This is a genomic window from Natrinema soli (assembly GCF_028618695.1).
Genome location: NZ_JAQIVI010000007.1, coordinates 21,604 through 45,970, shown reverse-complemented (window position 1 = coordinate 45,970; position 24,367 = coordinate 21,604). Strand labels below are relative to the sequence as shown.

Here is a 24,367-nt window from a genome sequence, read left to right as displayed (position 1 = left end):
GCGAAGGTGAGACCGAGAACTGTCCCGTGGAACAGATGAACGAGCATCCCTCTGAGTGTATTCGGTTCAAATCTGTACAGTGCAGGAATGGTTATCTCGATAAACTGCGATGAAATGATGGACATCAGACCACCAAAAGCGAGTGCGCTGAGTACACCAGCCAATATCCCGCCCTGCCACCAAATGAAGGTAATTCGGTTCATGATCGTGGTCGTGTAGGAAGTATCCATATAAACTCTACCTGAATACTCAGCTAGGGGTGGATGACATCTCGTCAGTCGATAATGCGTCATCGATGCGACGGTGTTCGTGTACAATTTGAAGCGTCGTCATCAAATCTGGAAGAGTAACGATGCCGACCAGATCGCCGTTCCCGTTAATAACAAGTAGACCGTCGGTATCTTTCCCATTAACTTTCTGAAACACTTCTACCACTTCACTGTCTGGTGTAATTCTCACCTCCTTATCCGCAGGAGTCATCACGTCAGCGACAACCACCTGTGATCGATCGGGGGGAGATATTTCGTGAATGTCTCGAAGCGAAATGATACCTACTGGGTCTTCATTTTCGTCATTCACTGGAAGAATTGTCTGTCGCTCCCGGAGCATCTGATCGAGCAAATCGTTGATAGTGAGATTCGGCGAAACTGCCGTCAAATCGGATGCAGGAGTCATTATGTCCCTTACCTGCATCCCTTCGACCACCGCATCGAGCATCATCTGTCGTGTCTCGGCTGCAGCGGCGATATAAATGAAAAACGCAATTGCGACCCAGAACAAATTAAGCATGAGCAACCCACCCAGTCCGAGCAATACTGCAAATGCCTTACCGACTGCTGCCGCCTGTCTTGTCGCTCGAGCATACGATTGCCGTCGTGCGAGGATTGCTCGAAGAACGCGTCCGCCATCGAGTGGAAATGCCGGAAGCATATTGAATGCTGCGAGTGCCACATTGAGCACGGCGAGATACGCGAGGACAAATGCTACCGTATTACTTCCAGGCGGCACGGCGAGCAACACGACGTAACAAATAATGCCAACCGCGATACTGACAACTGGACCTGCGATCGCGATCCAGAACTCATGCAACCAGTTGCGCGGCGTCTCAGTGAGATGTGCGATTCCACCGAGCAACCATAGCGTTATTGCCTCGATTCGGTATCCAAACGCCATCGCCACGACCGAGTGACCCAATTCGTGGAGTGCAACTCCAACGAATAGACCAATCGCTACGAAGAGTCCAACAAGCCAGGGGCGAGCCCCTGCAGTAAGTGCTTCGGTCGTGATCTGTGTGCCGAGCGACTCGTTCAGCAGAGGGACGATCATTTCGATCTGTGTACCAATCAGATATGCAAACACTGGTACCACAAGGAGAAAGGTTATGTCCAGTTTTATCGGAATTCCGAATATTCTACCTAACCGAAAACTTTTGAACAAGCCGAACGAGGGACCCTGATCGTGATCGGTTATTGAGGACTGCTCATCACTTGGCCCATGCATTGCCCTACCTGAACGGCCAGACTCGGGGTTATTCATCTTGATTACCCGGCCAAGATACCATCTTGTCGTAATCTGCGGGAGGCACGGGACCAGTAAGCAGGGGATCGTCGGTCGCTTCCATCCAATCCCGGAGCTGTTGCGCGATATCAATGCGCGTCTCATCGTAGTGTGGTTCGTAGATCAGGTTTCTTCCCTCCTGAGGATCGGATCTGAGGTCGTAGAGTTCTTCATACGGGCGTAATGGCGTACCGTACTCCTCTCGGACTTCACGACCGGCTTCACTCGCAAAAATATCCTTCGTGAGATAGACGTCCGGAAGATGCCAGAAGCTCTGAATGTACTTGTATCGAGAGGTGCGAATTGCTCGAACTGGATTGTACATATCATGCCAAGTCATCTCGGCGAAAATTCGTTCACGCTCCTCATACTTATCGCCGGAAAGCAATGGATAGAACGACTTTCCCTCAATATCATCTGGAATCTCGTAGCCAGCGACATCAAGTATCGTCGGCAAAACATCAACATTGCTGAGTAATTCATCGTAGCGCTCACCGCTGTCTATCATACCCGGATAACGCATAAGCAATCCCGCCTCAATACCTGGATCATAGCAAGAGCCCTTCGCACGAGGAAATGCAATCCCATGTTCGGTGGTAAATATCACAAGGGTTTCATCAGATAAATCGGTCGAATCAAGCGTTTCGAGTATCGTTCCCAGCGCATCGTCGGCGGCATATACCATTCCGTGCATCTCGGCGAGATCGCGCCGGATCCCTTCACGGTCAGGGAGGTATGGAAGCGGCTGTACTTCATCAGGATTATCTGTATCGTAGTGCTCGGGTTCAAACCCAAATCGTCCATTATCCTCTTCAACACGATGGAGTTCGAAGAAACCGATCGAGGCAAAGAAAGGAGCCTCGTACACCTCTTTTTCAAGGAATGTCGAAACAACAGAGGCCACGTTACGCCCTCGATTGGCTTGATGAACCTCGGGCGAGACGCCCTGGTATAGGTTTCCCTCCGAATGGACATAATCGTAGCCGAGACGGTCCGTGTCCTGTGCGATGTGCTGGAGACCGAATAAGTGAGTTTCGTAGCCTGTATCACCCAAATACTGAGGGAGAATGCGTACCTCCGGGTGTATATTCCATTGCCCGTGTGCGAGCCCCATTAACCCATTGACGTGCGGATATTTTCCCGTCATGAGGGATCCTCTGCTCGGGGAGCACTGAGGGGCGGTTACATAGTGCTCCTCAAATACCGCTCCATCGTCTGCAAGAGAATCAATATGCGGCGTCTCAACATCTGCTCCATAACAACCGAGATATCTGCCGAGATCGTGACAGTGGATGAGTAGTATGTTCGGCTGGGGCGAGGGCATGATATGGAATAGCATGATCTGGGCGAAAGCCATTCCCCAGTCCTAGTCAAGTTTTATTTAACGGCATAAAATCGAATTTGACTCATTCCTACGGAGATGCAATTCAGGGCTCTCAATGGAGATGATCTTTCAATGTTTGGCCATCAGTTACTCAGGAAATCATCTCGAGCTCATATAAATAAAGTTATAAAATGTTAGAATCTCACTCTGATGTCTTTTGCCCACGGTCACAATTCCTTGCCCCTGCCAGTTTCGGCTCCAGTATCTGAATTAACAACAAATGCATGTCTAATGAGATTCATATGCCCTCTTCGGAGTCGTTCCGAGTACGCTTGATGACTAATGCCTAGTTCAGAACTGAGCTCGCGAACCGAAATATTACGTGGGATTTCGTAATAACCACGTTCGTAGGAGTGCAGGAGTGCTTTTTGCTGCTTCTCAGTAAATCCAAATCTGCCCTTGTAGTTCTCGTTTAATTCGTATACACCAGTTATCGTTACTGGGACATCCGTCGCTTGGCGGAACTCAAGAGGAGTAGTAAGCGCATCTCGATTAGTAACCAGGAGGCGAAAATGCCACTGTTCGTTCACACTTGTTAGAGCTAAAACCATAACATGATCATTGACAAGTCGCTGAATGAATGTATGGACTTGATCGTTCCAGTTCATCCGGTAGAGCCGTTCACTCCCGAGATCGGCGATTGATTCGAAACTCGTTACGCTTGAATCGTTATCGAATGCTGTTTCAAGTGAATCGGAATTAATCTCGTTGGCCCACACATACGGTAAAACATGGCCGTTCTGCGCGACGATACGCTCTATTTTGAATTCAACCCCTTTGAACTCCCGCATTGTCTCTCCGAGGGCGAAACCGTCTCCTGGGATGTTTATTTCAATTATCGTACTCATGTCTTGTCACCAGTTATTCGTGCCGCTGGACGTCTGCTCCTCAGACCGTTCGAATGCAGTACTATGCCGGTCCATCTCACGTTGAGATCTGTTCTTATCGCTACAGACGTGCCTGTGACCTCCTCCCCGGCGTAAACGCCGGGGCTTCCCACAAGCGAAGGCTTGCTGATTTGGAAGAGTTACGGTTTAACACCCGACGGGGTGCTGGCCGGGCCACGCGACCGTTACTCCTATCCAGCGAAGGATTCGGAGTTATCTGGCTTGTTTTACGTCGGTATCCTCGCCTATCACGCGGGGGATACCCGCGAGACTTGGGTCGGAACTCCGATATTGTCCGATTGTCCCGGTATAAGCGCGGACATGCCGCGTCGGTCAGCACCCAGTACGCCCACAGAACACGTAAGTTTACCGGGCGGCGATTCACGCCCGCCGTGAACGGCGGGATTCTCTCGCCTAAAGAAGATAGCCACACCTTGAGGGAAATTAACTGTTCTCTGCTTATTACTTAAAACACCATGTAGAATATACCGAGCTCCTTTCGGTTTACGATACCCTTTTCAGTGTTGCTGCCCATTTAGTATGTAAAGGTAAAAGTCAAAGAGAAGCTAAGGGCCGTGGTGAATCGCCCTACAGCGTTGGATTTGCCTAGCTCACAGCACGCTTGATGTTGTAGACGGCACACATCAGAACGATTTCACGGAATTCTCGATACCAGGATCGCGCACGCACGGCGTCATCGAGCGTGCGCTTGATCACCGAGAAGACGGTCTCAGATAACGCTCTCTGCCTGTAGAGAGTTCCATCGATTCGCGCGTTATGCGCGTGATCGATGGGACGGAACTCACGATGCTTGATTAGCGATCTCACGCCTTCTTCCCTCAACTTATCGCGTAATTGCTGCCAATCGTAGCCTTTGTCAGCGGCAAGGCTGTGCAACTCGCCCGCGTTGCGGCTGGCGAGTTGCCAGCCGAGCTGGGTGTCGTGCCGTTTCTCGGTCGTACAGTGAACGTCGAGGACAGCTTGTGACGCTGTGTCGACGAGAGCGGTTGTTTTGAGCGTCTGCACGCGGTAATTCGTCCGTCGGCAGTAGTGTTTGCTGGCGTTTTCGCGGTCGAAAAACGTCGCGTCCATCGCAGCGTGATCAGATGGCTCGTGGAGCTGCGCCGACAGGCGCAGCAGCACTCTCCAGACCGCCATCTTGATCCTGTCAAACGCCTTCACTAGCGTCGAGTGATCAGGGAGATCGGCCTTCTCAAGGCCGATCTCCGCCAGTATTTGTGGCATCTCGCTCAGGAGATCAAGCGCTTCGCGGTAGGATTTCTCCAAGTAAATCCGCAGACAATGCAGCGAAACGACGGCGTAGTCGGCGAATCCGCTGCCACCCTGCGGGGCGGCGGATTCGCCTCGGCCACCAACAGCACTTTTAGCCAACGTCACTACCTTCCCAGTGAAGCGGGAAATTTTGGACATGAATCACCCGTCGTTTCCCGCTTCAACTCCCTAGTTGTGACGGATCAAGTCAGCTCCATCTAGCGATTCACCAGAGCCAAGCTAAGAGATGTGAACACTGTGAGCAAGGTACCGGCGATGCAGAGAACTGATCGCACCCATGGAATCTCCCTTTGATGATGCCGAATTTCTCGTGCGCTCAGAGAGTCGTGTGCGAGTCCTTCGAATGTTACTGGACGGCCCACGTGAATGCCAAGAATTGACTGAGTCGATTAGCGTATCTCGTGTGACGATGGTCCAAATCCTTCAGGATCTGGAAGATCGTCTGTGGATAGAACAAGAAGGACAAGAATATCAGATCACTCAACTCGGACGCACACTCATCAATGGCTTCGAGTTATTTCTCCAAACTGTTGAGGCCACACAGCAACTGAGAGATTTTATCGTCAACCTGTCATCTGAGGAATTACCTGCTGATCTTCGGCCGTTCGGTCAAGCAGAGGTCGTTCGCGCAAGTCACGGTGATTCCAACGCACCTATCAGGCGTATGAGTGAGATAGCACAGAGTGCAGACCAGTTACAGATTCTCACCCATTCAATATTTGAGGAAGGTCTCCGCGCAACCAATAAACGTGCGTCATCGGCTTTGGATCCGGCGGAGGTCGTGTTATCAACTGCGGCAGTGAAAGCGGCCAGTGAAGACCAACAACTATCTTCCTATATCCAGCGCTCAATCGAGACTGGAACCAATATATATCACTATGATGGAGAGTTTCTACACATTGTTTTAATCGCCGATCAGTCGGTTATGATCCTCGTCACCGGGGATTTCGATAATATCATTGGGGGGATCATTTCGGATGATAAAAGGACTCTCTCATGGGCTGAAAAGACATTTAAACAGTACCAACGTGAAGCTAGTTTTCTTAGTAATGATCAATTCTCTAGAAGACCTAAGTAGATAAATACGTATATTGTCTTTATAATGAACCGAATGTGTTATTTTAAATGGTAATCTAATAATGAGCGGATCTTACAGAGAGTCAGATTTTTTCAAATGACTAGGATTTCTAATCAATGACCTGTTCTTGCTCGTCAAGGATATCTTCGTGTTCTTCAATTGCATCTTCGTGCGCATCGATGTTTCCTTTGTTACGGTTTGAAATTTCTTGTAACCGATCTTCTTTTCCGTAGAGAACAACGGTATCTCCCGGCCGAATCTCCGTATCGGGCCCTGGAGCGCCAATGTAGTCCTCGCCGCGCTCAATCCCAAGCAGAATCACTCCCTCATCGGCGAGGTTCAATTCCTCGGCGGTATCATTGGCTAACCACTCGTCTTCGTCAACGTCTACTTCAGCAATACGATACTCGTTTTGTAGGCCGAGTACTCTCGTATAATCCCGAATGTTAAAGTCTGTCGTCCGGCTGAGTGCCCACTCAATGATTGGCGTCATGAGGCTATTGATCCACTGACTCCATGCAAAAAGAATGAGCAGAACGACACCCCCAAGAATATACAGTAAGGTACGGAGATTCTCTTCATTAGCGTTAGTGAACGATAGGAGGAGAGATGTGAGCCCACTAACCAAGCCGATACTCCCTAGCCGAATGAGCGTCTTCACTGTCGATCGCCTTGCGGGCGTTGTCACGGTCTGTTCCGCCTCTTCCGTTGTGAATCCAGCTCCAGAGAAGGCGGATGCCGCTTGAAATGAGGCCACATCGGGTGACAGACCAGTCATGCGAAGAGCAACTGAACCGATCCGCACAATAAGCAATGAAAGTGCGAAAATGAGCAGTAGCGAAAGGATTTGATAAGTGGCGACCATGTTGAGGCATTCCACCACCAGTGAGTAAAATGCTCGTGTTGACTGCAGGCGAATGTGTCGATATCGTCGTCTCAACATTGATACCGCCTGACTGAGCTAGCGATTTCCCACCGGGTTAGCCGCTTGGGAGCGGTGACGCTCTTTAGTAGCACTAAAATTTGTGCAATTTCCCATGCACATTCGATTGTTTCGTCCGGGATGAGCAGAAATAGAGCAAGTAGTTGGGAGAAGTGCCTTGAACCGGTGGGGATTCAATCCGAAACTGTGAGCGTTAGAGCAATCGTAGTATTGCGAACGACAGAATCTGTGCACGGGATACATCGACACACTGACCGAGGGGAGACGAACAGTCCCTGCAACTTGAACAACGAGTCAAAAGATTGAGCAAGAGAACGCACAGCTCCGAGAGCAGCTGCAAGAGAAGGACGAGCGGATTGATAAACTTGAAGCACAGCTTCGCAAGTACGAGAATCCACACACACCGCCAAGTAAGCGACGGTTGGGGACTGACAAGTCCCCGACCTCGCAGGACGACGATGTCCGAACTGACGGTGGTACTCCCGGTCGAAAAGATGATCACGACCCAGAGTGGCGTTCTACGGCTGATCCCGATGAAGAAATCGAGGTCACTTGCGGCTGTTGTTCCGAGTGTGAGAACACTTCGGCGAGTCGGTGGGCGTGAGCCCCCGACTCGTCGAGGAGATCTCTGATCCGCAGCCCCCCAGAAGTTACCCAGTACAACCCCACTGCTACCAATGCGACTTTTGTGGGACAGAAACCGTTGCTACACACCCCGACTCCCCCTCATCGGGGCAGTTCGGGGTGAACGTCATCTCCCAAGCAACACTTTCTCGACACGATCACCGCCTCCCCTACCGGAAAATCGCTGATCGCTTCGAGCAACTGTACGGGTTAGAACTCTCGGGCGCGTCCGCGTGGCACGCGACCGAGCGCGCTGCGCGCCCCGGTCGCTGCGAATACGAACAGATTCGAAGACAGATTCAGCAAGCAGAGATCGTTCACGTTGACGAAACCGGTATCAAACGCGAGGGTGAGCAAGCGTGGATCTGGACGTTTCGGACGAGCGAGCACACGCTATACGCCGTAAGAGAGAGAGAGTCGTGGAAGTGATGTTCCCGCGGAAGTCCTCGGCGAGTACTTCGCGGGAACGGTCATCTGCGATGGGTGGACGGCATATCCAGCGTTCAGCGGTAATCTTCAGCGATGCTGGGCACATCTTCGAGAAGCCGAAAACGTTGCTAGTGACCACGAGGAGGCAGAACCGGTTCACCGGTATCTCAAGCAGATGTTCGTCGGTCTCCAGCCACGACTGGAGACCGACCCCAGCCCTCGTGAGAGAGCACGGATGCACCGATCATGCCAGAACGGGCTTAGATCGCTCGTTGAGTGGTCAGTAACCGACGAGACAGTGGCAACACTATTCAGGAAAATCGAAGGAGGGATCGGCCACTGGCTCACCGACGAAGGTGAACCAGTCGCTCTCCGGAAAATCATCGGGACACTCCGTACCAATCGAGGTATGTTTGTTCACGAGACGCTCTTGTCCCTGCTGGCACTATGGCGCCAGCAGGGACGCAATCCCTACGAAGAACTTCGCCGAGTCGTCAACAACAATGAGATGATCTCACGGGCTCACGCTATGCCAGCTGTCGAGACTTCGGGGTAAGCTCATATACCGAGTCGGCCGTATTTAGACGCGGGAATTCGAGGGTGATAGACCTATAATCCGGGTCTAGTCATGCGAAAGTAGGAAACGGAGATGACGAACAGAAGCTTGTCTCGACATTTCGTCGATTCAACTGTTCTATCGGAGATGTGGGAACGCTATCGGCTCAGTCCGCAGTCAAAACTCTCAACGATATAACACGCATATACCGTCCGAAGACCGACATAGAGCTGTTCTCACGAGCGTCTAAACAAGGCCTATCGAGCCTATTTAGACGATCAGCAGCGACAACGCGAGAATGACGAGCACTGAGAGATTTGGATATGTCGCGACCATGTCGGAGATATTCGACTGGGACCCACGTATATCCAGTCGTGGCTCAACCTGTCGCCACAGCATATAAGTGGGTGGCTCCAGCAACTCTCCGTGGTTTGAATCTGTACACCGTCAGCTCTAGCTGTCAGGTACTATCATGAGCCACGCCACTGAGAACATACTCGACGTCACAGGACAAAACTGGTGGGCAGTCGGTCTTCGCGGAATCGCCGCCATCATATTCGGGATATTGTCGTTTCTCTGGCCGGGGGTTACGCTGTTCATGCTGGTGTTACTTTTCGGCACGTATGCCATCGTTGACGGTGTATTCGCGTTCGTGAGTGCGTATCGAACTGCGGAAAATCGTGACTCGGCCTGGCCATTTCTCGTCGAGGGTATCCTCGGAATCATTACGGGGATAGTTGCCTTCGTGTGGCCGGGCATCACGGCCGTCGCTCTCCTTTTCTTGATCGCCGTGTGGTCCATCGTCACCGGCGCATTCGAGTTGTATGCGGCGGTGAAGCTCCGGGAAGAGATCGACGACGAATGGTGGCTCGCTCTGGGCGGCCTCGTGTCGGTGGTCTTTGGCCTCCTCCTCGTCTTCCTACCGGGGCCAGGCGCGCTCGCGGTAATCTGGCTCATCGCCGCGTATGCCATCGTCTTTGGAGCCCTGTTGCTCGCCCTCGCCTGGCGCCTACGTCGGTGGCAGGCGGACGAGCGAGCGGCGACGGAAGCGACTGTACCCACATGAACCCGTGACGACCTCATCGGACAAAGACGGCAATCGTCCGCATCCGATGTTTCAGTTGGGGGTCAGGAGCACGTTCGTCACGAGTTTCTCGACCCCGCCTCGAATGCGTTTCGAGGTTGCCTGCGAGCTGATTCCGAGTTCGTTTCCTACTTCCCGGAGTGAAACTTTGCTCGGCGATTCGAAATATCCCATTCCGGCCGCCTTCACGAGCGCCTCCTCCTGGTCCGAGGTCAATCCGAACATCCGATCGGGATACTCCTCCTTCGTCAGGGTATAGACGGCCTCTATATTCATTGTGATACCATTCTCCACGCAGTAGCGGTGGAAATTGCGGAGGTTGTCGCGGTCCGAAAATAGGAGTCGGAACTTCCAAACATTACCTCCGCTCGCCTGAATTATCATTCCATTTGTCCGAAGGATACCGGTGAAGAGACTATTCCTTCCCTGCCACCAAATTCGATAAAGAGAGCGGCCGTTGATCTCGTCGATCCTTTTGAGGTTTTTGACCGAGCCCTCTGCTTGGATGGCCTCCTCGAAGCCGCCAACGTCATTGGTTTCCACCCAGATATACGGAGCCGCTCTTCGCCCAACTGGAATGACTCGTTCGAGTTTGGTGTTCACCCGCGGACCGCGTGTGAGGACTTGACCGAACTGAAACTCCTTAGCCTGGATCGTGAACTCGACTATATCTGCCATGTGTGCTATCCTATCGCACGGTCCTTCAAGGTAATACCATCCTATCGCACGGGTCTTCAAGGCAGTGTGAACAGGTAGTTTGGGAGAAAAGTACCATACCAAGCATTGAATCCCAGCATCACGGTTGCTCCTATGGTCTTTTGGAGTTTCAAAGCCGATAGAAACTCGACTGATTTTCGATCGATAGGTCACCCGGATCGGCCGGCCGTATAATTGGGTAGCCGTATCAACCTCCACTGTTTTTCGCTAGCGAGTAGCACTCTAGCTTGGGGGGCGTACCCCTTGCCCCTTACGAGGAGCACAATAGCACATGGCCCAGAGTACACGTCCAATCAGCACGGTGAATCGAATGCTAGAACAACTCTCCGGGGCGGTTCGGGAACTGGACATCGACCTACTGGACCGTGGCGACGATTACCTCGTCGTTGCGGATCTCCCTGGATTCGAAAAGGACGAGATAGATCTCCGTCTCCGTGAGAACGTCCTCTTCATCCATGCGGAGCACGAAGAACTTGAAGTGGAAGAGGACGATTCCTATCTTCGGAATGAGCGAGAGAATCGATCCGTGATCGGCTCTGTTCGTTTGCCGGAAGAAGTCGACGAGGACCAGGTGTCTTCGAGATACCACAACGGTGTCCTCAGTGTCACGCTCCCGAAAGTGGACCCGTCGGACTCCGAAAGCAACCGAATCGAGATCGACTAATCGCTGCCGACTACTCCTTCAGCACAATCTCCACTCTTCCGAAAAGCAAATCATGAATCGCCTCGGGGTCAAGCTCCGAGGCTTCCCGTTTCTACGACATGACTTGCAGACACGGACTCGAAGTGAGTCGTGCCCGTAGCGGTCACAGTTTCCACGGGCGTTGATTCGGGCCATCCCAGCCCTAATTCAGAAAAACCGCGTTGTAAGACGTTCATCGCCGCGTTCGCGTCTCTGCCCGTCTCGAATCCACAACTCGGACAGGAGTGTTCCCTGACCCAGATGGGTTTTACCGTTTCCACACCGCACGATGCACACTCTTTGGTAGTGCCTCGTGCTTCGACCTGCACGATGTGACAGCCGTACAGGTCGGCCTTGTATTCGAGCATGGTGATGAACTATCACCACGACGCATCCTGCTTGTTCCGAGCGTTCCCATCACCCTGAAGCATCCCAGTCACATCGAGGTCTTCCACGAACACGGCATCGTACTCGCGGACGAGCCACGTTGTGATTTTGTGCTGGTAGTCCAGTACCTTGCGACGAATCCGACGCTTGACCTTGGCGACTTCAACTCGTTGTTTCTCGGAGTTGTTTGACCCCTGCTCCTTCCGCGAGAGTTTGCGTTGTTCGCGTCGGAGGCGGTCGTATTCGTCTTCGAGGCCAAGCCAGTCTACCGTCTTCCCGTCGCTCGTGTGGATGTAGTTGAGGATGCCGAGGTCAACTCCGACGCTGTTGTTCGCATCAAGCGAGTCCACGTCGGGTTTCTCGGGAAGGTCAGTATTGTCGGTTTCTAACCCGAAGGAGACGAACCATTCACCGGTCGTTTCTTTCTTGAATGTGACTTCCTTGATCAAAGCGCGGTCAGGAATCGGGCGATGGTAGCGGATTTTGACCCAGCCAATTTTGCTGAAGCGGACATAAGCAAACCTGTCACGGCCCCTCTTTTCATCGAGGTCGAAGCCAGACTGGTTGTACGTCACACTCCAGTACTCGCTGGGTGCTTGCCGTTTGAGCCGACCGACTTTGCGTCCCTTCTCCTTCGCCTTGCGAAGATTCGAGAGATTGCGATGGAAGCGAGCGACAGTGGCTTGCGCGGCTTTCGAGTGGAGTTCACCGAACACAGGCCACTTGCGTTTCCACTCGGGGAGTTCGTTGTTCTGGTCCTACTCACTCGGCTTGTCGTTTTCAGGGCTGTTCTCGTAATCCCTGCGGACGTGGTTGTAGAGTTGGCGATGAACGTCGAGATGGTGTTCCAGTCGTTCCACTATCTCTTGTGTCGGGTAGGCGTGGTAGCGGTGACTGTGTTCCATCGCTTTCTGTTGGTTAGAGATATGTTCAGTATTGATAGCGCGGTTTCTGGTTCAACCGTCCTCTCTATCCGTTCCGGCCGCGAATAGAAATCTACTATGCCGAGGGTAGAACGGATCCTCCTGCCAATCGATGAAAGCGAAGCAACGGCAAACGCGATTGCTCCGGCGATAGAATTTGCCGAGGAAAGCGATGCTACACTTCACGTCCTGGCTGTTACAGATCAAAGTTCATCCGCCGAACGAGACGTGATGTTCGAACGGTTTGAAACTGAAAGCCAGACTGTAGCCGATGACGTCACCGACCGAGCGGCGGACTCCCGTGTCTCCTCGGTTGCAATCTCCATTGCCGTGGGATTGCCATCACAGGTAATCTGTGAGTACGCTACCAACCGAGGCATCGACCTTATCGTGATGGGAACGCATGGTCGTACCGGCATCGATCGCGTTCTCCGTAGAAGCGTCTGTGAGTCGGTGGTTCGATGGTCCGACACGCCCGTTTACGTGGTCCCGATCCCGGATCGAGATACGACAGATGATAGATGAAGGTCAGAGTGGAGGCACGGGAACGTTGGTGTGGATCGTCTTATGTTGAGTTCGGTCTATGTGCCGCTCGCCCAAGAGCTTGCGGCACAGCCGGAACTCACAGTCGACATCCTCGTCGTGCTAGGTGTCGTCACGCTCGCGCTCACGTTTTTTCTCATTGAATGGTTGCCGGTCGACGTGACTGCAATTCTGTTGATCGTCATTCTCGTCGTACTAGAGCCATTGACGGGCATCGATTCGAGTACCGGTATTTCGGGATTTGCCAACGACGCGACAATTACGGTGCTGGCGATGCTCATCCTGAGCGGGGGTATCGCACGGACGGGACTTGTTCAGGAACTCGGACGTCGAATGGCAGCGTTCGCGGGTGACAACATCCGGAAACAGCTGTTCGCCACTGTTCTCGCGACGAGTCCGGCGTCCGGGTTTCTCAATAATACGCCCGTCGTGGCTCTACTTGTCCCTGTCGTGACTGATCTCGCGAGCCGAGGGAACACCTCTCCGTCGAAGCTACTCATCCCGCTGTCGTATGCCGCACAGGTCGGCGGCATGCTCACGCTCATTGGAAGTTCAACCAACATCCTTGCGAGTGATATTAGCGCCCGCCTCGGGAGCGAGTACCCTGAACTCCACCGATTCTCAATGTTTGAGTTCACGCAACTGGGCGTGATCGTCGTCGTCGTGGGGGCGTTGTACCTGATCTTCATCGGGCATTACCTCCTGCCCGAGCGCGTGCCACCGCATGCAGACTATGCCGAGACCTACGAGGCCAGCAACTATATCGTCGACGTGGAAATCGTCCGCGACTCGCCACTCATCGGGGGCGCGGTCGGCGACGCGACTGAACTGCTCGGCGCGGAGGTCGACAGCGTTCAGGCCGTCCGCGATGGAGATCGGTTGGCCACCCCACGACAGGAGACTCGCCTCGAGTTCGGCGGCGACCGCCTGGCCGAGCGGGAGGCCGCCACGCGGGATGGCCAGGACGAGATCCGCATCAACCCCTCACTCACGAAGTTCTTCAGCGAGGAACTCTCCCGCTTCCGTTCGATCCTGGAATCTGCGAGATGCCGTCATCGACCTGAAGAAACGAGACGAGAGAGCATACAACGCCAGGGTAACTCCTGTCGGACGGGAACGATCACGTCGGTCACGAGCTGTCGCCAGTATCGATTGGACCGCCGAGAATCAAGCGAATCAATCATACGAGAACCGACGACGGATGATGAGAGAAACGATCTCGACGGCCCTCGTCCGTTCCAGTTCTTCGAAGGCGGATCTGTAACGGAATATGGCTTTCCACAGAGCCAAGACGGCCGTTACCGTACGGAGTGCTATGTACGATGACGTTCTTACAGCAGGTGTTGCTCGGGAGCGTCGCGCTCGCGGTAATCCGTGAGGCACATTAGCCCGTTCTCTCGGGTAGCCCCGACGCATCGTAGGACAACGAGCGAGTCGACGACATGTACCTTGCGACCGACGGCTGGACGGGATCGGCAGTCGCGACCGAACGCGCTCTCGTTCGCCGATGCCAGATTGCACGTGCTGTACGCCGTCGACATGAGTTCTGACGCAACCGAGATCCAGTTCGAAAACGACGACAGAGATCGCGGATTGAGCCGACGTGCGCGGTATCGAACGAACGGTCGCACACGGGGCGGCGCACGAGGTCATTCTCGAGTACACCGACTGCGACGCCGTCGGCGCGCTCGTGATGGGAACCGAGAGCAAATCGAGCCTCGAGCGACTCCTCGTCGGGAGCGTTTCCCAGCGCGTGGTTCCCAGCGCGAGCGTCCCTGTACTGACCGTCCGCACGCTCGAGTCGTAGTCCTCTGCCGGCAGTAAGATGAGGTTGGCACCGGTAACAACTGATTGGACACGTTGCAGAATATTACACTAGTACGTGTGTAATCGATGCTGTGATTATATCTCCGAGTAATACTCTGTTACGTATCATTCGGCCGATCGGTCGGCGCTGTGGTCTCACTGCACTCACCTGGAGTCCCGTCGTGAGACGTTCATCGAGGCTCACTACACCGTTTCGGGATCCTCGAGGGCTTCAATATCGGGGACATCACTGCCTCGAACATGATGTTCTCGCCGTTTCAAGAGGAGACCGCGATGGACCTCGTCCACATGGACGATCCTCAGCGGACAGATGACGAGTAGCGCTGTCGGCAACGCCATCTCCCCCTCGAACGTGGTGCTCGGAACCGTCGGCATCATGGGCGAAGAGGGTGAAGTGCTTCGGAGTCACGATCCCCTGGGTCGCGCTCGTGTTCGTCCTCGTGGGGCTGATCACGATCGGGGTGAACGGATACGTCTTCATCGGAGATGGAGTATGACCGAGACCCGCGTCGATCCACTGAACCTCGATGGAATCACGTTTCTCCTGATCCTGTTATCCTGCCGATCGTCAGCTACGGAACCCTCGAGGGGATCGACGCCGTCTGAGGATTCGGACTCGTCCTCCTGGTCATCGGCGGATTCGTGCCGCTTCTCACCGAACTCTTCCTCCGCAAGGACGAAGGCGAGGAGTAGCAGCGACGAGTCACCGAACGATCATCACGGGGACCGAGGCCCGACGGACGACCCTTTCGGCGACGCTTCCGAGCAACACGCGAGAGGCACCCGAGCGGCCGTGGCTGCCGACGACGATGTGATCGACGTCTTTCGACTCCGCAACGGCCACGATCTCGTTACCAGGGGAACCGACGACGGTTTCGCGCTCGACGGAACCGTCGTGGTCTGCTGCGATCTCGGCTGCGTTCTCGAGCAGTTCGTCGACAGCCTCGCGCCGTACCTCGAGTAGCGAGTCGTACGCATATACCCCACCCTCACCGTACGCCCCAATAGACGGGTCAATCACGTGTAACAGCGTGAGAGCCGCGTCCGGATACTCTCGGACGGTGTGTTCGACGGCTTTCATCGCCGGTTCGGAATCGTCGCTCGGAATGAGGACGTCCATCCCGTCCCTTCGTGGTCGTGTTCGAATCGGAACCCGTAGTGTGGACGACGACTCGCTCACCGGATCCCTCACCGCGCTCGACGGCGACGACGTACTGGATCTCGACAACGAGTGGTTCGTCGGCGCCGGGACGTCGATCGAGTCGGCCTACCTCACTCACAGCGAACTTCAGAAATTGATCGATGCCGGAGAGTGCGCCGGAGCCATCGAGCCCGGCGAACGCGACCGGTTGCGCCGCACGTTCAGATTCGACGAGACGCCGGTGAGCGCGATCATGGTTCCCCGCCCGGACGTCATGGCGGTATCGACGACCGACTCACTCGAAACAGCGCTCCAGATCTGTGCGCACAGCGGGTTCACGCACCTCCTTGTGTTTGATGGGAGGCTTGACAGCGTCGTCGGAACGGTCCACGTCTGCGATCTGCTCCGGGAACGAGATTACGGCGCGCGTGAACCGGATGAACTCGAACTCGCGGACGTGATGCGACCGACGATCCACGTCCCCGAAACCATGCCGTCTGACGTGGTGCTCGCGGAGATGCAACGCGCACCCCTCCCCCCTCGTCTATCTGTCTCAGCACCTTTCCGGTACGTATGGGAGAACTCAAAACGGAAGAACAACGATCGTGGACGGATATTATTAGCGGCACTGTCTAGTTGAGCACCTCATCAGCTGGCGTTCGTCCATCAAGCGATTGATGCAGTCTCTGATGGTTGTAGTAATGCACGAACTGTTCAATCCATTTACGGGCGCTCGACCGACTGCCCACCCATGAGTTATGGAAACGGGCGACTCGAATTTTGAAAGTGTGAAACCACTTTTCGATCTGTCCCGTTTCGAGTTGATAAAGTTACCGAGCAACCATCCAACAGAATCCGTCGAAAGACTGCACCTATGCTTGAATAGTACACTATTCTCAAGGAAAATAGTCGAGAGAGAGAGAGCGTTCAACTTGAATCATCCACCAGATGTAGACGAGAAACGTATGGACTGAGGAGTGCCGCCTCTCATAGCGGCGGCGCTCCAGTCGTCGTGAGGCGGATTCAGCCGTAGGTTCGCAGCGATGTGTTCCACCGGGTGCGGATCGTTCGGATTACTTCCTGCACGCCACCCTGTAACGGGTGGCGTGCCGGAACCACTCAACCAATACGTATCCGATCAGCGTACAGAAAATCTCGAAGAGAACGCCATTCAACGACTGGGAGTGAAAGCTCTCGATATTCGTGTACTGCTTGAGTTCTCGGAAGAGTATCTCGATCATCGTGCGAAGCGTGTAGATGCTCATCACTTCAACAGGTGCGTACGCTGACGACAACGTCATCAGGTACGCGAGTTCCTCGCCATCGACGTCTTCGAAGACAATGCGGCGGAATTGCTTGCCAGTCTCAGCAAGCTCAATCAATTCATCATGGAGAACTCGTGTCCCCTGCTCGTCGGTAATCTCGACGTCCTAGATGTGTTCCAGGACGTCGACACGAGCATCTGCTTGGAGGAGACAGATGAAGTCCGTTTCACGCTCTTTGAGGTCACAGAACCGGTCATAATCAAGGTAACCGCGGTCGAAGACGTGGATTGGCGAGTCGAGCTCTGCAAAGACCTCGACGTCGCTCTGGAGATGCTTGAACTGAGTTGGCTCACGCATTACGCCCGGCGTGATGGTGACGCCAAGCGGGTGCTTGGCGTCGCCATCGACACGCGCGGAAAGATTGAGATGGAGCCCTTTCTCACCGGGATCAATCTTATGGAGAATTTCGGTGTCATGGCGTTCGCTTGGAACTGCAACTGATCTAGTGGGATTCAAATTAGTCGCATCAGTTGCTACAACGGCACGATCGAGCCAGTCAAGTCGTTTCCGTTGAACTCCGCGTTGGTGATAGAGCTGTGGTGAATGAAGCAATTCCAAGAACAGACGAACGACCGCGACTACCGCGCGGTCGTTCGTCAACCTGGAGAAGATTGAACCAGCCATGTACGTCAACTCGTCATAGATGGTCGTTTTCTCGACGAGTTCAGCAAGTGAGTCGGATGGGTTGACTCCTTCGAAGATGGCGACTTTGAGGTGGTTGTTAAAATCGTGTCTAGCGGTGTGTGTTCCGATTTCGAAGTCGTCGGCAATGAACTCGCTGTCGACTGCGTCGAGCAGCGAGTAGAACTCAGCCCCAACAGTTGATGGAGAAATGCTGTCGATCTGTGTACCCATTGCCCGGAGCTAACGAACTCACATCGAATTTAAATACTCGAAACGGGACAGCATCACCGTAGGTTTCGTCGCGGAAGAAGGCGTTCCGTAGGACTTCGACGAAATCGGGCTTCTCGTCATACTAGGTGAGGAAGTGGATACTCCCTTGTAGGTCTCGCCGCTGACGGCAAATATAAAATATCTGTTATTATCAGGCGGTGATTCAGTAGGTTGAGCGACCGACACTACTGGGTAGCACGAGAAATGGATTGTATATAGTCTTGGGAATTTTAGAGGTGGAAGGTTCCTGTGGGTGCGTCTATTGCTGAACCAGAGAATTGTCGGGATATCCTGCCCGTCGCCGTGCATCCTGCCGCTCACTCTCTGTCAGGCGGTACTGTTCCAACTCTTTTTCAAGCGGGCCGAGTGCCCTACGACGTTCTTGATGTGCTTCGAGGAAATTCGCAATATTCTCTGCCGCCATCTCTTTGAGTTCACCACTCAGGAGCGACCCCTCTTGATACTCGCGTGCAAGCCGTTCCACCTGCTCATCACTTTCTTCGAAGAAGTAATACAAGAACTGATACGAGACATCCACCTCGGGGTTCCCTCCCTGTTCTCGATGCTCTTCGAGACTAGTCTGCCCGCCAGAGTAAGCGTGAGTACTGATTTTGTCGAAGACCGTTCCTCGGTCATCAGATAGGAGGATGCTCGGTGCGTCGTCGGACGAACTCATCTTCCCCGGCCCTTCGAGGCTCGGGAGGAACTTCGAGAGCAAGGCACCGGGCTTGGCCACGTCATACCGTTGCTTGGCCGCGATGTCACGGCAGACTCGAACGTGGGGGTCTTGGTCAACCGCAATCGGGACGAGCGTCGGATGGCGACCCTCCACAAGTTGTGGTAGGAGAAGGTGCGTGGCTTGGACAGCAGGGTAGAACGAGAGACCGATATTCTCGGGTTCCCCATATGTTGCGTCCACGGTCGATTGAGTTACTTCCTTGGCAAACGCAGTTGCTAAAGGATACACCACGTCAGCGTCAGCCGTGTCTACGATGATTCGGGTTCGCTCGGGGTCGAACCCAACCGCGAGAAGGTCAAGGAGGTTCTCGCGGGTGTAGTCGCTAATCTCGCCCAGCGACTTATCTTTAAGGAGGTACTTCTCGTCATCAGAGAACGGGATATAGACGAGGGTTCCCGTCTGGTCTTGCAGGTACTTGGCGAAGTAGAACGGGAAGATGTGGCCGAGGTGCATCGGCCCCGAGGGGCCACGTCCCGTCACGATGGAGTGCAGTTTACCTTCGTTGGCGGCATCAAGGAACGGGTCTACGTCTCGCTCTGCATAGAAAACGTCACGACGCACGAGCGGATGACCGGGTTCGGAGAATTTCGCCTTCTGCTCGGCAGTGAGGGCGTCAGCTCCGAACTTATCGAGGAGTCGGTCGTAGTCGATGTCGCCTTCGACGGCGTATGGCGTTACGGTGAAGTGGCCTTCTGCTGGCATGTGTTTTTGATGGTTGTTGTCATTTTGGGGGCGATACGATTGAGAAAGCGAGTCAGCATCGCGGTCGAATCCGCCGGGTTAAGCCCGTCTGACCCTAAACCACGATACTGTCCACTTCCCGAGACGCGTGCCAACGCCAGCAATTGACGTGGGAAGTGGACTCCATATTTACATCGACGAGGTTGCACCTCTTATAGGTTCTGTTCCTCTACTTGTCTCGCAATCAGCAGAGCAATCTAACCGATTATTCTAAACGTGCGGCATTGCTAGATTGAGCTCTCCAGTTTGAGTGCTTTGAGCGGCGTCTGATTCTCCAGTTCTTGGTGGCTGCGGTGGTGGTTGTAGTAGGCGGTGTAGGCAGTCAGCCAGCGCTCGGTGCTGGCCTGACTGCCGTTCCAGGTTACGTGAAACCGTTCGATCCGCATGGTGTACGTCTGGAACAGCTTCTCGACGATGTTGCGCTCAGAGTAATCAAGATGGCCGGTGAGATCGGTCCGAGCGAGGGCCGTGAGATTTCCCATGCCATCGACGAGAAATTCCGCGTCAGAGACGCGGTGTTTCTCTTTGAGTTCCTCTAAGAACGTTTCAGCGGGATTCCGTCCACGATGCTCAGAAAGTCGTGCGTGGAGCACGACTTTCGAGTCAACATCGATCGCTGCGTACAACCAAACCGTCCGTTCTTCTCCGAACTGAACCTGTTTCTCGTCGACAGCGACTCGAGCAGGGTCGGCGGTGAACTCTTGATCGTAGTACTCGGTATAGGACTGGTATCAGTGCTGAATGGTTGCTCGGGTTCGGCTGACGTTGAACCACTCGCAGAGATCGCGACACTCAGCTAAGGAGGCCGCTGCAGCATGCCCAGCGCACGCCAGCCTGATCAGCCAGGCTGGCGTGCGCGTCCGATCACTACCCAAAAAGGTACGTCTGAAGAACCTGTCACCTTGATCTGGAGTTCTTCGAACAGCATCCTACTTCCCTCGAAGAACTCCGTTCAGTTCAGCCTCAATCTAGCAGTGCCTTTGAGGAAGTGAGTTCGAATCTCGAATTGAAACGCATATACGTTGAAAGAGAACCTAGACGGCGAGAGTTTACTGTGACACCGGAACAACGAGCGGCGTTGACAACCGCACTGAAGCGGGGGTACTACGCTGTCCCTCGTGAGGCGAAACAGGAGGAAATCGCTGCGGAGCTCGGAATCTCCGAAAATGCGCTTTCTGAGCGACTTCGACGAGGAACGGCTCGGCTTGTATAGAGTACGTTGTTGATCGATTTGGTGCGTCATGGTAAGTGGAGCGATCAGCAAAACGTCGCTACGTGTCTCCGAATAAGCGCGCCACTTTGGGGACAATATCGTCCAAACTGTTGCAGACATATCGATATCTTGTAACTAGATTATGAGGGTGTCATAGAACGAGTAGCACACCAAAGAGCAGGGTAAACGCTGAGGTGGATGAGTTCAGCGACCCTGCAAGATGATCCTTCGGTAGACTCGTTCTTCAATGTCGTGGAGACCGAGACGCTAGCGCTGTTTGAGCACCTCTCTTTCGAGTTTCTCGAAGAGTTCGACGTGTTCGCCCCGGCGGAGACGGGGCGAACACGAGGTCACGGGCCACCAGAGCTGATGCGTGGCTTTCTCCACTGCTACTACAAGGATATTTACGGCATTCGTCCTGTTGAACGAGAGCTTCGAAACACGGTTGTCTGGCTGAGCTGTGGCTTCGATCGACCGCCGTCGAGAGACGCGGTCGATCGCTTTCTCACCGACCTCGAACACGTCGTTGACGATGTCTTCACCTACCTCGTCGAGCAGGCCGCCCGCCGCGGCCTGCTCGAGTTGACCTACTGTATTGATTCAACTGACGTGAGGGCGATGCCCGCCGATCAAGACGCGTCGAAGTGCTACGATCCAACCGACGACGAGTACTACTACGGCTACGGCTGTACAATCGTCTCGACCGGGCAAAAGATCCCGATTGCAGCGGAGTTTACAGAGAGTAAGCAAGCGCCAGAGGAGACGGCGATGCGCGTCACGCGTGACGCGCTCGCCGTCGCTAAGCCTATCTGGATGGTCGGTGACAGCGCCTACGACACGCTCGACTGGCACGACCACCTGCTGACCGCAGGGGTCGTGCCAGTCGCTCCGTACAACGCACGAAACACCGACAACCCGAAAGACATCGAGTACAGGGTCGAAGACCGCATTGAACAACACGGCGAGGACGTTCAGCTGAAGCAGTCCACGTTGGAGGAGACGTACAATCGCCGTACTGGAGTCGAACGAACCAATGAATCAGTGAAGGACTGCGGCCTCGGGCGAACATTCGCCCGAGGCCGCGTCCACGCACGGGCGCAGGTGTTTCTTTCTCTGTGCCTTCGCCTTGTCGTCGCTATCACCAATTACGAACGCGGAGACAATCCGGGAAGCACGATCATCACGGTGTGAGAAGAGTTCTATGACACCCTCAGATTATGTCAATCCGAAACTTCCTAGCATCTTCGAATAAGATAGATATCAATGGATAGCATCGACCAATACATGGAGGAGAGTGTCGCTGGATTCAAGGAAAAAGGAGACTGGGACACGATCGTCGAACATGGTGATCGAATCACAGAAGCTCTCACCGACGAGAATATTGAGGGATCTGACTTTGAGGAATGGAAGGTATGGCGGCCAAAAGTTGATGAGCGTCTCAATGAAGATGTAAAAGAGAAAACCGCCGAACTGGCGAGTACGTCGGAAGGAGAGGGAGAAAAAGTCGGAACATCACCGGAAGAAGATGTAAGTGCGGCAGGAGAAAAACTGAAAGAATCAGTCTCCGAACTAGCGGAGGGAGACTTCGATGATGCACTCAAAAAAGGACGAAAGTTACTCGGCCGCGCGGCACGTGCGGCCGACACCGCAGGGCGGAAAGCGTTGCGAACGGTTGAAGAGCCGGTTTACGAACATGTCATGACGAAGGTCTCACCGGTGTATTTCGACAATGAACTCGTCAGTGCCAACATTGAGCGCACGCGGGACACCGACGAACCATATGCCTTCGAAGTGAACATTAACGACGACGACCTGAAAGATTGTGTGCGTGATCGCTTCTAAGAATACCTGCATCAATCCTGGCAACCGTGTGGCGGTGAGATACGGAGCCGTTCCAGATGTCCAGCATAGGCGGCATAAAGTTCGACGATAAGTATGTTCTAGGGTTGGACGGCTGTAAGACGTTTTTCGCGTCGTGGAGAAACAACCGGTGGGATCGATTGCTACGTCCACGGACTGTCGTTTTAATCGTAAATTTCATCGGCTTCTTCGAGTGGAAGCTCGATATCGGAGTCAACGACTTCAGTTACGTGTGCAGACAATCGAAGCGTTTCACTGCACGTCGGACAGAGGACGGCCACGTCGATGAATAGCGACTCGTCCTGTTGATAGAGATCGAGGACACCGGTGTCAGCAGCGGTGAGGTATTCCGCTTCCAATTCATGTTCGTGACTGCGTGCGTAGTCGTACGTCATCAGTCCCGAGTAATCGTCGGGTGAGGATGTAACTTTCGCCACCGTTCGCAATCGAACTCCTGTTGACACCACCGAGAAAACGTCACCATCTCATTGAGCAGGGATATTGGAACGGTTTTGTAGGTGCCAAGACCGGTAGAAATGAAACTCGACCTGATGAGTGGGACCCATCGTTGAAATTGACCGCATCCGAGATTTATCGGAACCATCGAATTTACCACCGAATTTTAATAATTATAAATGATAAATAGAAGTTGTTATCTATTTTCCGATCGTCAGTCGGATCGCGGTTCGGAGCGGACAATGACGGATCCATCTACTGTCACCGTAACCTCACACCCGCTGAAGGTGAATTTCACTCGTCCACCGATGAGCCGTCGCTCGCCATTTTGAGACGACGAAAATAATGATTCTAAACTTTCGTATTCGACTACCGAACCTAGAGGCGCCAATGCAAGTGGTTAGATTCCAGTCGCTGCCGATACCGTCGCGATAATCGTTTCTGCGAGCGAGTTATTCCCTTCCCAATCGTGATTCTTTTAGCATGTGTCAGTTGCCGAATCATAGTCGACGCAGTCGTTATTCTCCTGTGTGTTCGATATCATGTTTGCTGATTATACTGCTGTGTTGAATAGTGGTACGGCGTAGGGATCAGAGTGGATCACAAAGTTGTTCGATGTTGTTGATGGCGAAGATGAGGACGATTTCACGGAACTCTCGATACCAGGCTTGCGCTCGCACGGCATCGCCGAGCGAGCGCTTCACGGATAAGTACGACGTTTCGGCCATCCAGCGCTGGGTATAATCGTGTTCTCGAATGAGTGCGTTGTTGCTAACAGCGTTTCCAGACGACCCACGGTAGTGAATCGACGGTTCGATACCCAGAGAGTAACATTCGTACTCGGAGTGCCAGTCCTGAAAGCCGTTGTCGGCGGCGACAGTATTCAGGTCGTCCGCCGGAACGCGGACGACCTGCGGCCCAGCCTTCGTATCATGACGCCATTGAGCGTGACATTGGACGTCAAGGGCGGCAAGGGACTCTGTATCGGTCAACGTCGTCACCTTGAGTGTCTCTACTGACCGATCAGACCGGGTGAGATAGTGCGCAGATGCGTGACCTCGGTCGAAGAACGTGCTGTCAAGGG

At 53.7% G+C, this 24,367-nt stretch carries 21 protein-coding genes and 7 pseudogenes; 11 read left to right on the top strand and 17 right to left on the bottom strand.

Annotated elements, in window-relative coordinates; translation table 11 throughout:
* Positions 1-249: 249 nt before the first annotated feature.
* The 4 genes from PGX04_RS00770 to PGX04_RS00755 form a co-directional block, all read right to left on the bottom strand.
* A complete protein-coding gene (locus tag PGX04_RS00770) occupies positions 250-1,536 on the bottom strand; it encodes a site-2 protease family protein (RefSeq protein ID WP_273736774.1) in 1,287 nt (428 codons plus the stop codon).
* Positions 1,529-2,881: a sulfatase family protein gene (locus tag PGX04_RS00765; protein WP_273736773.1), complete on the bottom strand. Its 1,353-nt coding sequence runs from the start codon at positions 2,879-2,881 to the stop codon at positions 1,529-1,531. Before PGX04_RS00765 ends, PGX04_RS00770 begins: the two co-directional genes overlap by 8 nt.
* A 227-nt stretch (positions 2,882-3,108) precedes the next feature.
* Entirely contained in the window at positions 3,109-3,789 is a 681-nt protein-coding gene (locus PGX04_RS00760) for a helix-turn-helix domain-containing protein (RefSeq protein ID WP_273736772.1), read from the bottom strand.
* A gap of 645 nt (positions 3,790-4,434) precedes the next feature.
* Positions 4,435-5,259 (bottom strand): IS5 family transposase, encoded by an 825-nt coding sequence (locus PGX04_RS00755; protein WP_273736771.1) that lies wholly within the window; start codon positions 5,257-5,259, stop codon positions 4,435-4,437.
* A 139-nt stretch (positions 5,260-5,398) separates the two neighbouring features.
* Between PGX04_RS00755 and PGX04_RS00750 the strand changes: the two genes are divergently transcribed.
* Positions 5,399-6,199, top strand: a complete 801-nt coding sequence (locus PGX04_RS00750) for a helix-turn-helix transcriptional regulator (RefSeq protein WP_465263780.1) — start codon at positions 5,399-5,401, stop codon at positions 6,197-6,199.
* A 109-nt stretch (positions 6,200-6,308) separates the two neighbouring features.
* Here PGX04_RS00750 and PGX04_RS00745 read toward each other — a convergent pair whose 3' ends face one another.
* Positions 6,309-7,064 (bottom strand): potassium channel family protein, encoded by a 756-nt coding sequence (locus PGX04_RS00745; protein ID WP_273736769.1) that lies wholly within the window; start codon positions 7,062-7,064, stop codon positions 6,309-6,311.
* A 353-nt stretch (positions 7,065-7,417) separates the two neighbouring features.
* Between PGX04_RS00745 and PGX04_RS00740 the strand changes: the two are divergent.
* Both PGX04_RS00740 and PGX04_RS00735 read left to right on the top strand, forming a co-directional pair.
* Positions 7,418-8,751, top strand: a pseudogene (locus PGX04_RS00740) (IS66 family transposase).
* 472 nt (positions 8,752-9,223) lie between these two features.
* The gene (locus tag PGX04_RS00735) at positions 9,224-9,817 is read left to right on the top strand and encodes an HdeD family acid-resistance protein (RefSeq protein WP_273736768.1); all 594 of its coding nucleotides are present in this window, start codon (positions 9,224-9,226) and stop codon (positions 9,815-9,817) included.
* A 51-nt stretch (positions 9,818-9,868) separates the two neighbouring features.
* On the opposite strand, the gene PGX04_RS00730 is transcribed toward PGX04_RS00735, so the two are convergent.
* Positions 9,869-10,513 (bottom strand): helix-turn-helix domain-containing protein, encoded by a 645-nt coding sequence (locus PGX04_RS00730; RefSeq protein ID WP_273736767.1) that lies wholly within the window; start codon positions 10,511-10,513, stop codon positions 9,869-9,871.
* Between the two features lie 310 nt (positions 10,514-10,823).
* Here PGX04_RS00730 and PGX04_RS34280 point away from each other — a divergent pair, with 310 nt between their 5' ends.
* Positions 10,824-11,216 (top strand): Hsp20/alpha crystallin family protein, encoded by a 393-nt coding sequence (locus tag PGX04_RS34280; RefSeq protein ID WP_377042249.1) that lies wholly within the window; start codon positions 10,824-10,826, stop codon positions 11,214-11,216.
* 68 nt (positions 11,217-11,284) lie between these two features.
* On the opposite strand, the pseudogene PGX04_RS00720 reads toward PGX04_RS34280, so the two are convergent.
* Positions 11,285-12,526 (bottom strand): annotated as a pseudogene (locus PGX04_RS00720) (RNA-guided endonuclease InsQ/TnpB family protein).
* A 96-nt stretch (positions 12,527-12,622) separates the two neighbouring features.
* Between PGX04_RS00720 and PGX04_RS00715 the strand changes: the two are divergent.
* Together PGX04_RS00715 and PGX04_RS00710 are read left to right on the top strand one after the other, a co-directional pair.
* Positions 12,623-13,069 (top strand): universal stress protein, encoded by a 447-nt coding sequence (locus PGX04_RS00715; protein ID WP_273736765.1) that lies wholly within the window; start codon positions 12,623-12,625, stop codon positions 13,067-13,069.
* Between the two features lie 42 nt (positions 13,070-13,111).
* Positions 13,112-14,005: pseudogene (locus tag PGX04_RS00710) on the top strand (SLC13 family permease); the annotation flags it as partial.
* Here the strand turns inward: PGX04_RS00710 and PGX04_RS00705 are convergent.
* Positions 13,985-14,143 (bottom strand): annotated as a pseudogene (locus tag PGX04_RS00705) (phosphoribosyltransferase); the annotation flags it as partial. The pseudogenes PGX04_RS00710 and PGX04_RS00705 overlap by 21 nt on opposite strands.
* A gap of 547 nt (positions 14,144-14,690) precedes the next feature.
* Here PGX04_RS00705 and PGX04_RS34055 point away from each other — a divergent pair.
* Positions 14,691-14,894 (top strand): universal stress protein, encoded by a 204-nt coding sequence (locus tag PGX04_RS34055; RefSeq protein WP_337959436.1) that lies wholly within the window; start codon positions 14,691-14,693, stop codon positions 14,892-14,894.
* A gap of 203 nt (positions 14,895-15,097) precedes the next feature.
* Here the strand turns inward: PGX04_RS34055 and PGX04_RS00695 are convergent, their stop codons facing one another.
* Both PGX04_RS00695 and PGX04_RS00690 read right to left on the bottom strand, forming a co-directional pair.
* Positions 15,098-15,292: a hypothetical protein gene (locus tag PGX04_RS00695; protein WP_273736764.1), complete on the bottom strand. Its 195-nt coding sequence runs from the start codon at positions 15,290-15,292 to the stop codon at positions 15,098-15,100.
* A 325-nt stretch (positions 15,293-15,617) separates the two neighbouring features.
* A complete protein-coding gene (locus PGX04_RS00690; RefSeq protein ID WP_273736763.1) occupies positions 15,618-16,034 on the bottom strand; it encodes a universal stress protein in 417 nt (138 codons plus the stop codon).
* Between the two features lie 40 nt (positions 16,035-16,074).
* Between PGX04_RS00690 and PGX04_RS00685 the strand changes: the two genes are divergently transcribed.
* Complete coding sequence (locus PGX04_RS00685; RefSeq protein WP_273736762.1) at positions 16,075-16,695, top strand: CBS domain-containing protein; 621 nt, start codon at positions 16,075-16,077, stop codon at positions 16,693-16,695.
* Here the strand turns inward: PGX04_RS00685 and PGX04_RS00680 are convergent.
* The 4 genes and pseudogenes from PGX04_RS00680 to PGX04_RS34275 form a co-directional block, all read right to left on the bottom strand.
* Positions 16,688-16,861, bottom strand: a pseudogene (locus tag PGX04_RS00680) (integrase core domain-containing protein); the annotation flags it as partial. The gene PGX04_RS00685 and the pseudogene PGX04_RS00680 sit on opposite strands and share 8 nt — an antisense overlap.
* A 217-nt stretch (positions 16,862-17,078) precedes the next feature.
* Positions 17,079-18,211: pseudogene (locus tag PGX04_RS00675) on the bottom strand (IS4 family transposase); the annotation flags it as partial.
* Positions 18,212-18,533: 322 nt separating this feature from the next.
* Positions 18,534-19,715: a tryptophan--tRNA ligase gene (locus PGX04_RS00670; protein ID WP_273736761.1), complete on the bottom strand. Its 1,182-nt coding sequence runs from the start codon at positions 19,713-19,715 to the stop codon at positions 18,534-18,536.
* 266 nt (positions 19,716-19,981) lie between these two features.
* A pseudogene (locus PGX04_RS34275) lies at positions 19,982-20,679 on the bottom strand (transposase domain-containing protein).
* Positions 20,680-20,742: 63 nt separating this feature from the next.
* Between PGX04_RS34275 and PGX04_RS34270 the strand changes: the two are divergent.
* From PGX04_RS34270 to PGX04_RS00655, 3 genes are all read left to right on the top strand, one after another.
* Complete coding sequence (locus tag PGX04_RS34270) at positions 20,743-20,967, top strand: helix-turn-helix domain-containing protein (protein ID WP_377042248.1); 225 nt, start codon at positions 20,743-20,745, stop codon at positions 20,965-20,967.
* Positions 20,968-21,165: 198 nt separating this feature from the next.
* Complete coding sequence (locus PGX04_RS00660) at positions 21,166-22,158, top strand: transposase (protein ID WP_273736759.1); 993 nt, start codon at positions 21,166-21,168, stop codon at positions 22,156-22,158.
* A 72-nt stretch (positions 22,159-22,230) separates the two neighbouring features.
* On the top strand, positions 22,231-22,809 hold the full coding sequence (locus PGX04_RS00655; protein ID WP_273736758.1) for a DUF5828 family protein: 579 nt from the start codon (positions 22,231-22,233) through the stop codon (positions 22,807-22,809).
* A gap of 182 nt (positions 22,810-22,991) precedes the next feature.
* On the opposite strand, the gene PGX04_RS00650 is transcribed toward PGX04_RS00655, so the two are convergent.
* The 3 genes from PGX04_RS00650 to PGX04_RS00645 all read right to left on the bottom strand — a co-directional run.
* Positions 22,992-23,264, bottom strand: a complete 273-nt coding sequence (locus tag PGX04_RS00650; RefSeq protein ID WP_273736757.1) for a hypothetical protein — start codon at positions 23,262-23,264, stop codon at positions 22,992-22,994.
* A 233-nt stretch (positions 23,265-23,497) separates the two neighbouring features.
* Positions 23,498-23,674: a HalOD1 output domain-containing protein gene (locus tag PGX04_RS34265; protein WP_377042247.1), complete on the bottom strand. Its 177-nt coding sequence runs from the start codon at positions 23,672-23,674 to the stop codon at positions 23,498-23,500.
* A 199-nt stretch (positions 23,675-23,873) separates the two neighbouring features.
* Positions 23,874-24,367, bottom strand: a 494-nt coding sequence (locus PGX04_RS00645) for a transposase (protein WP_377042246.1), incomplete at its 5' end; no start/stop codon positions are given.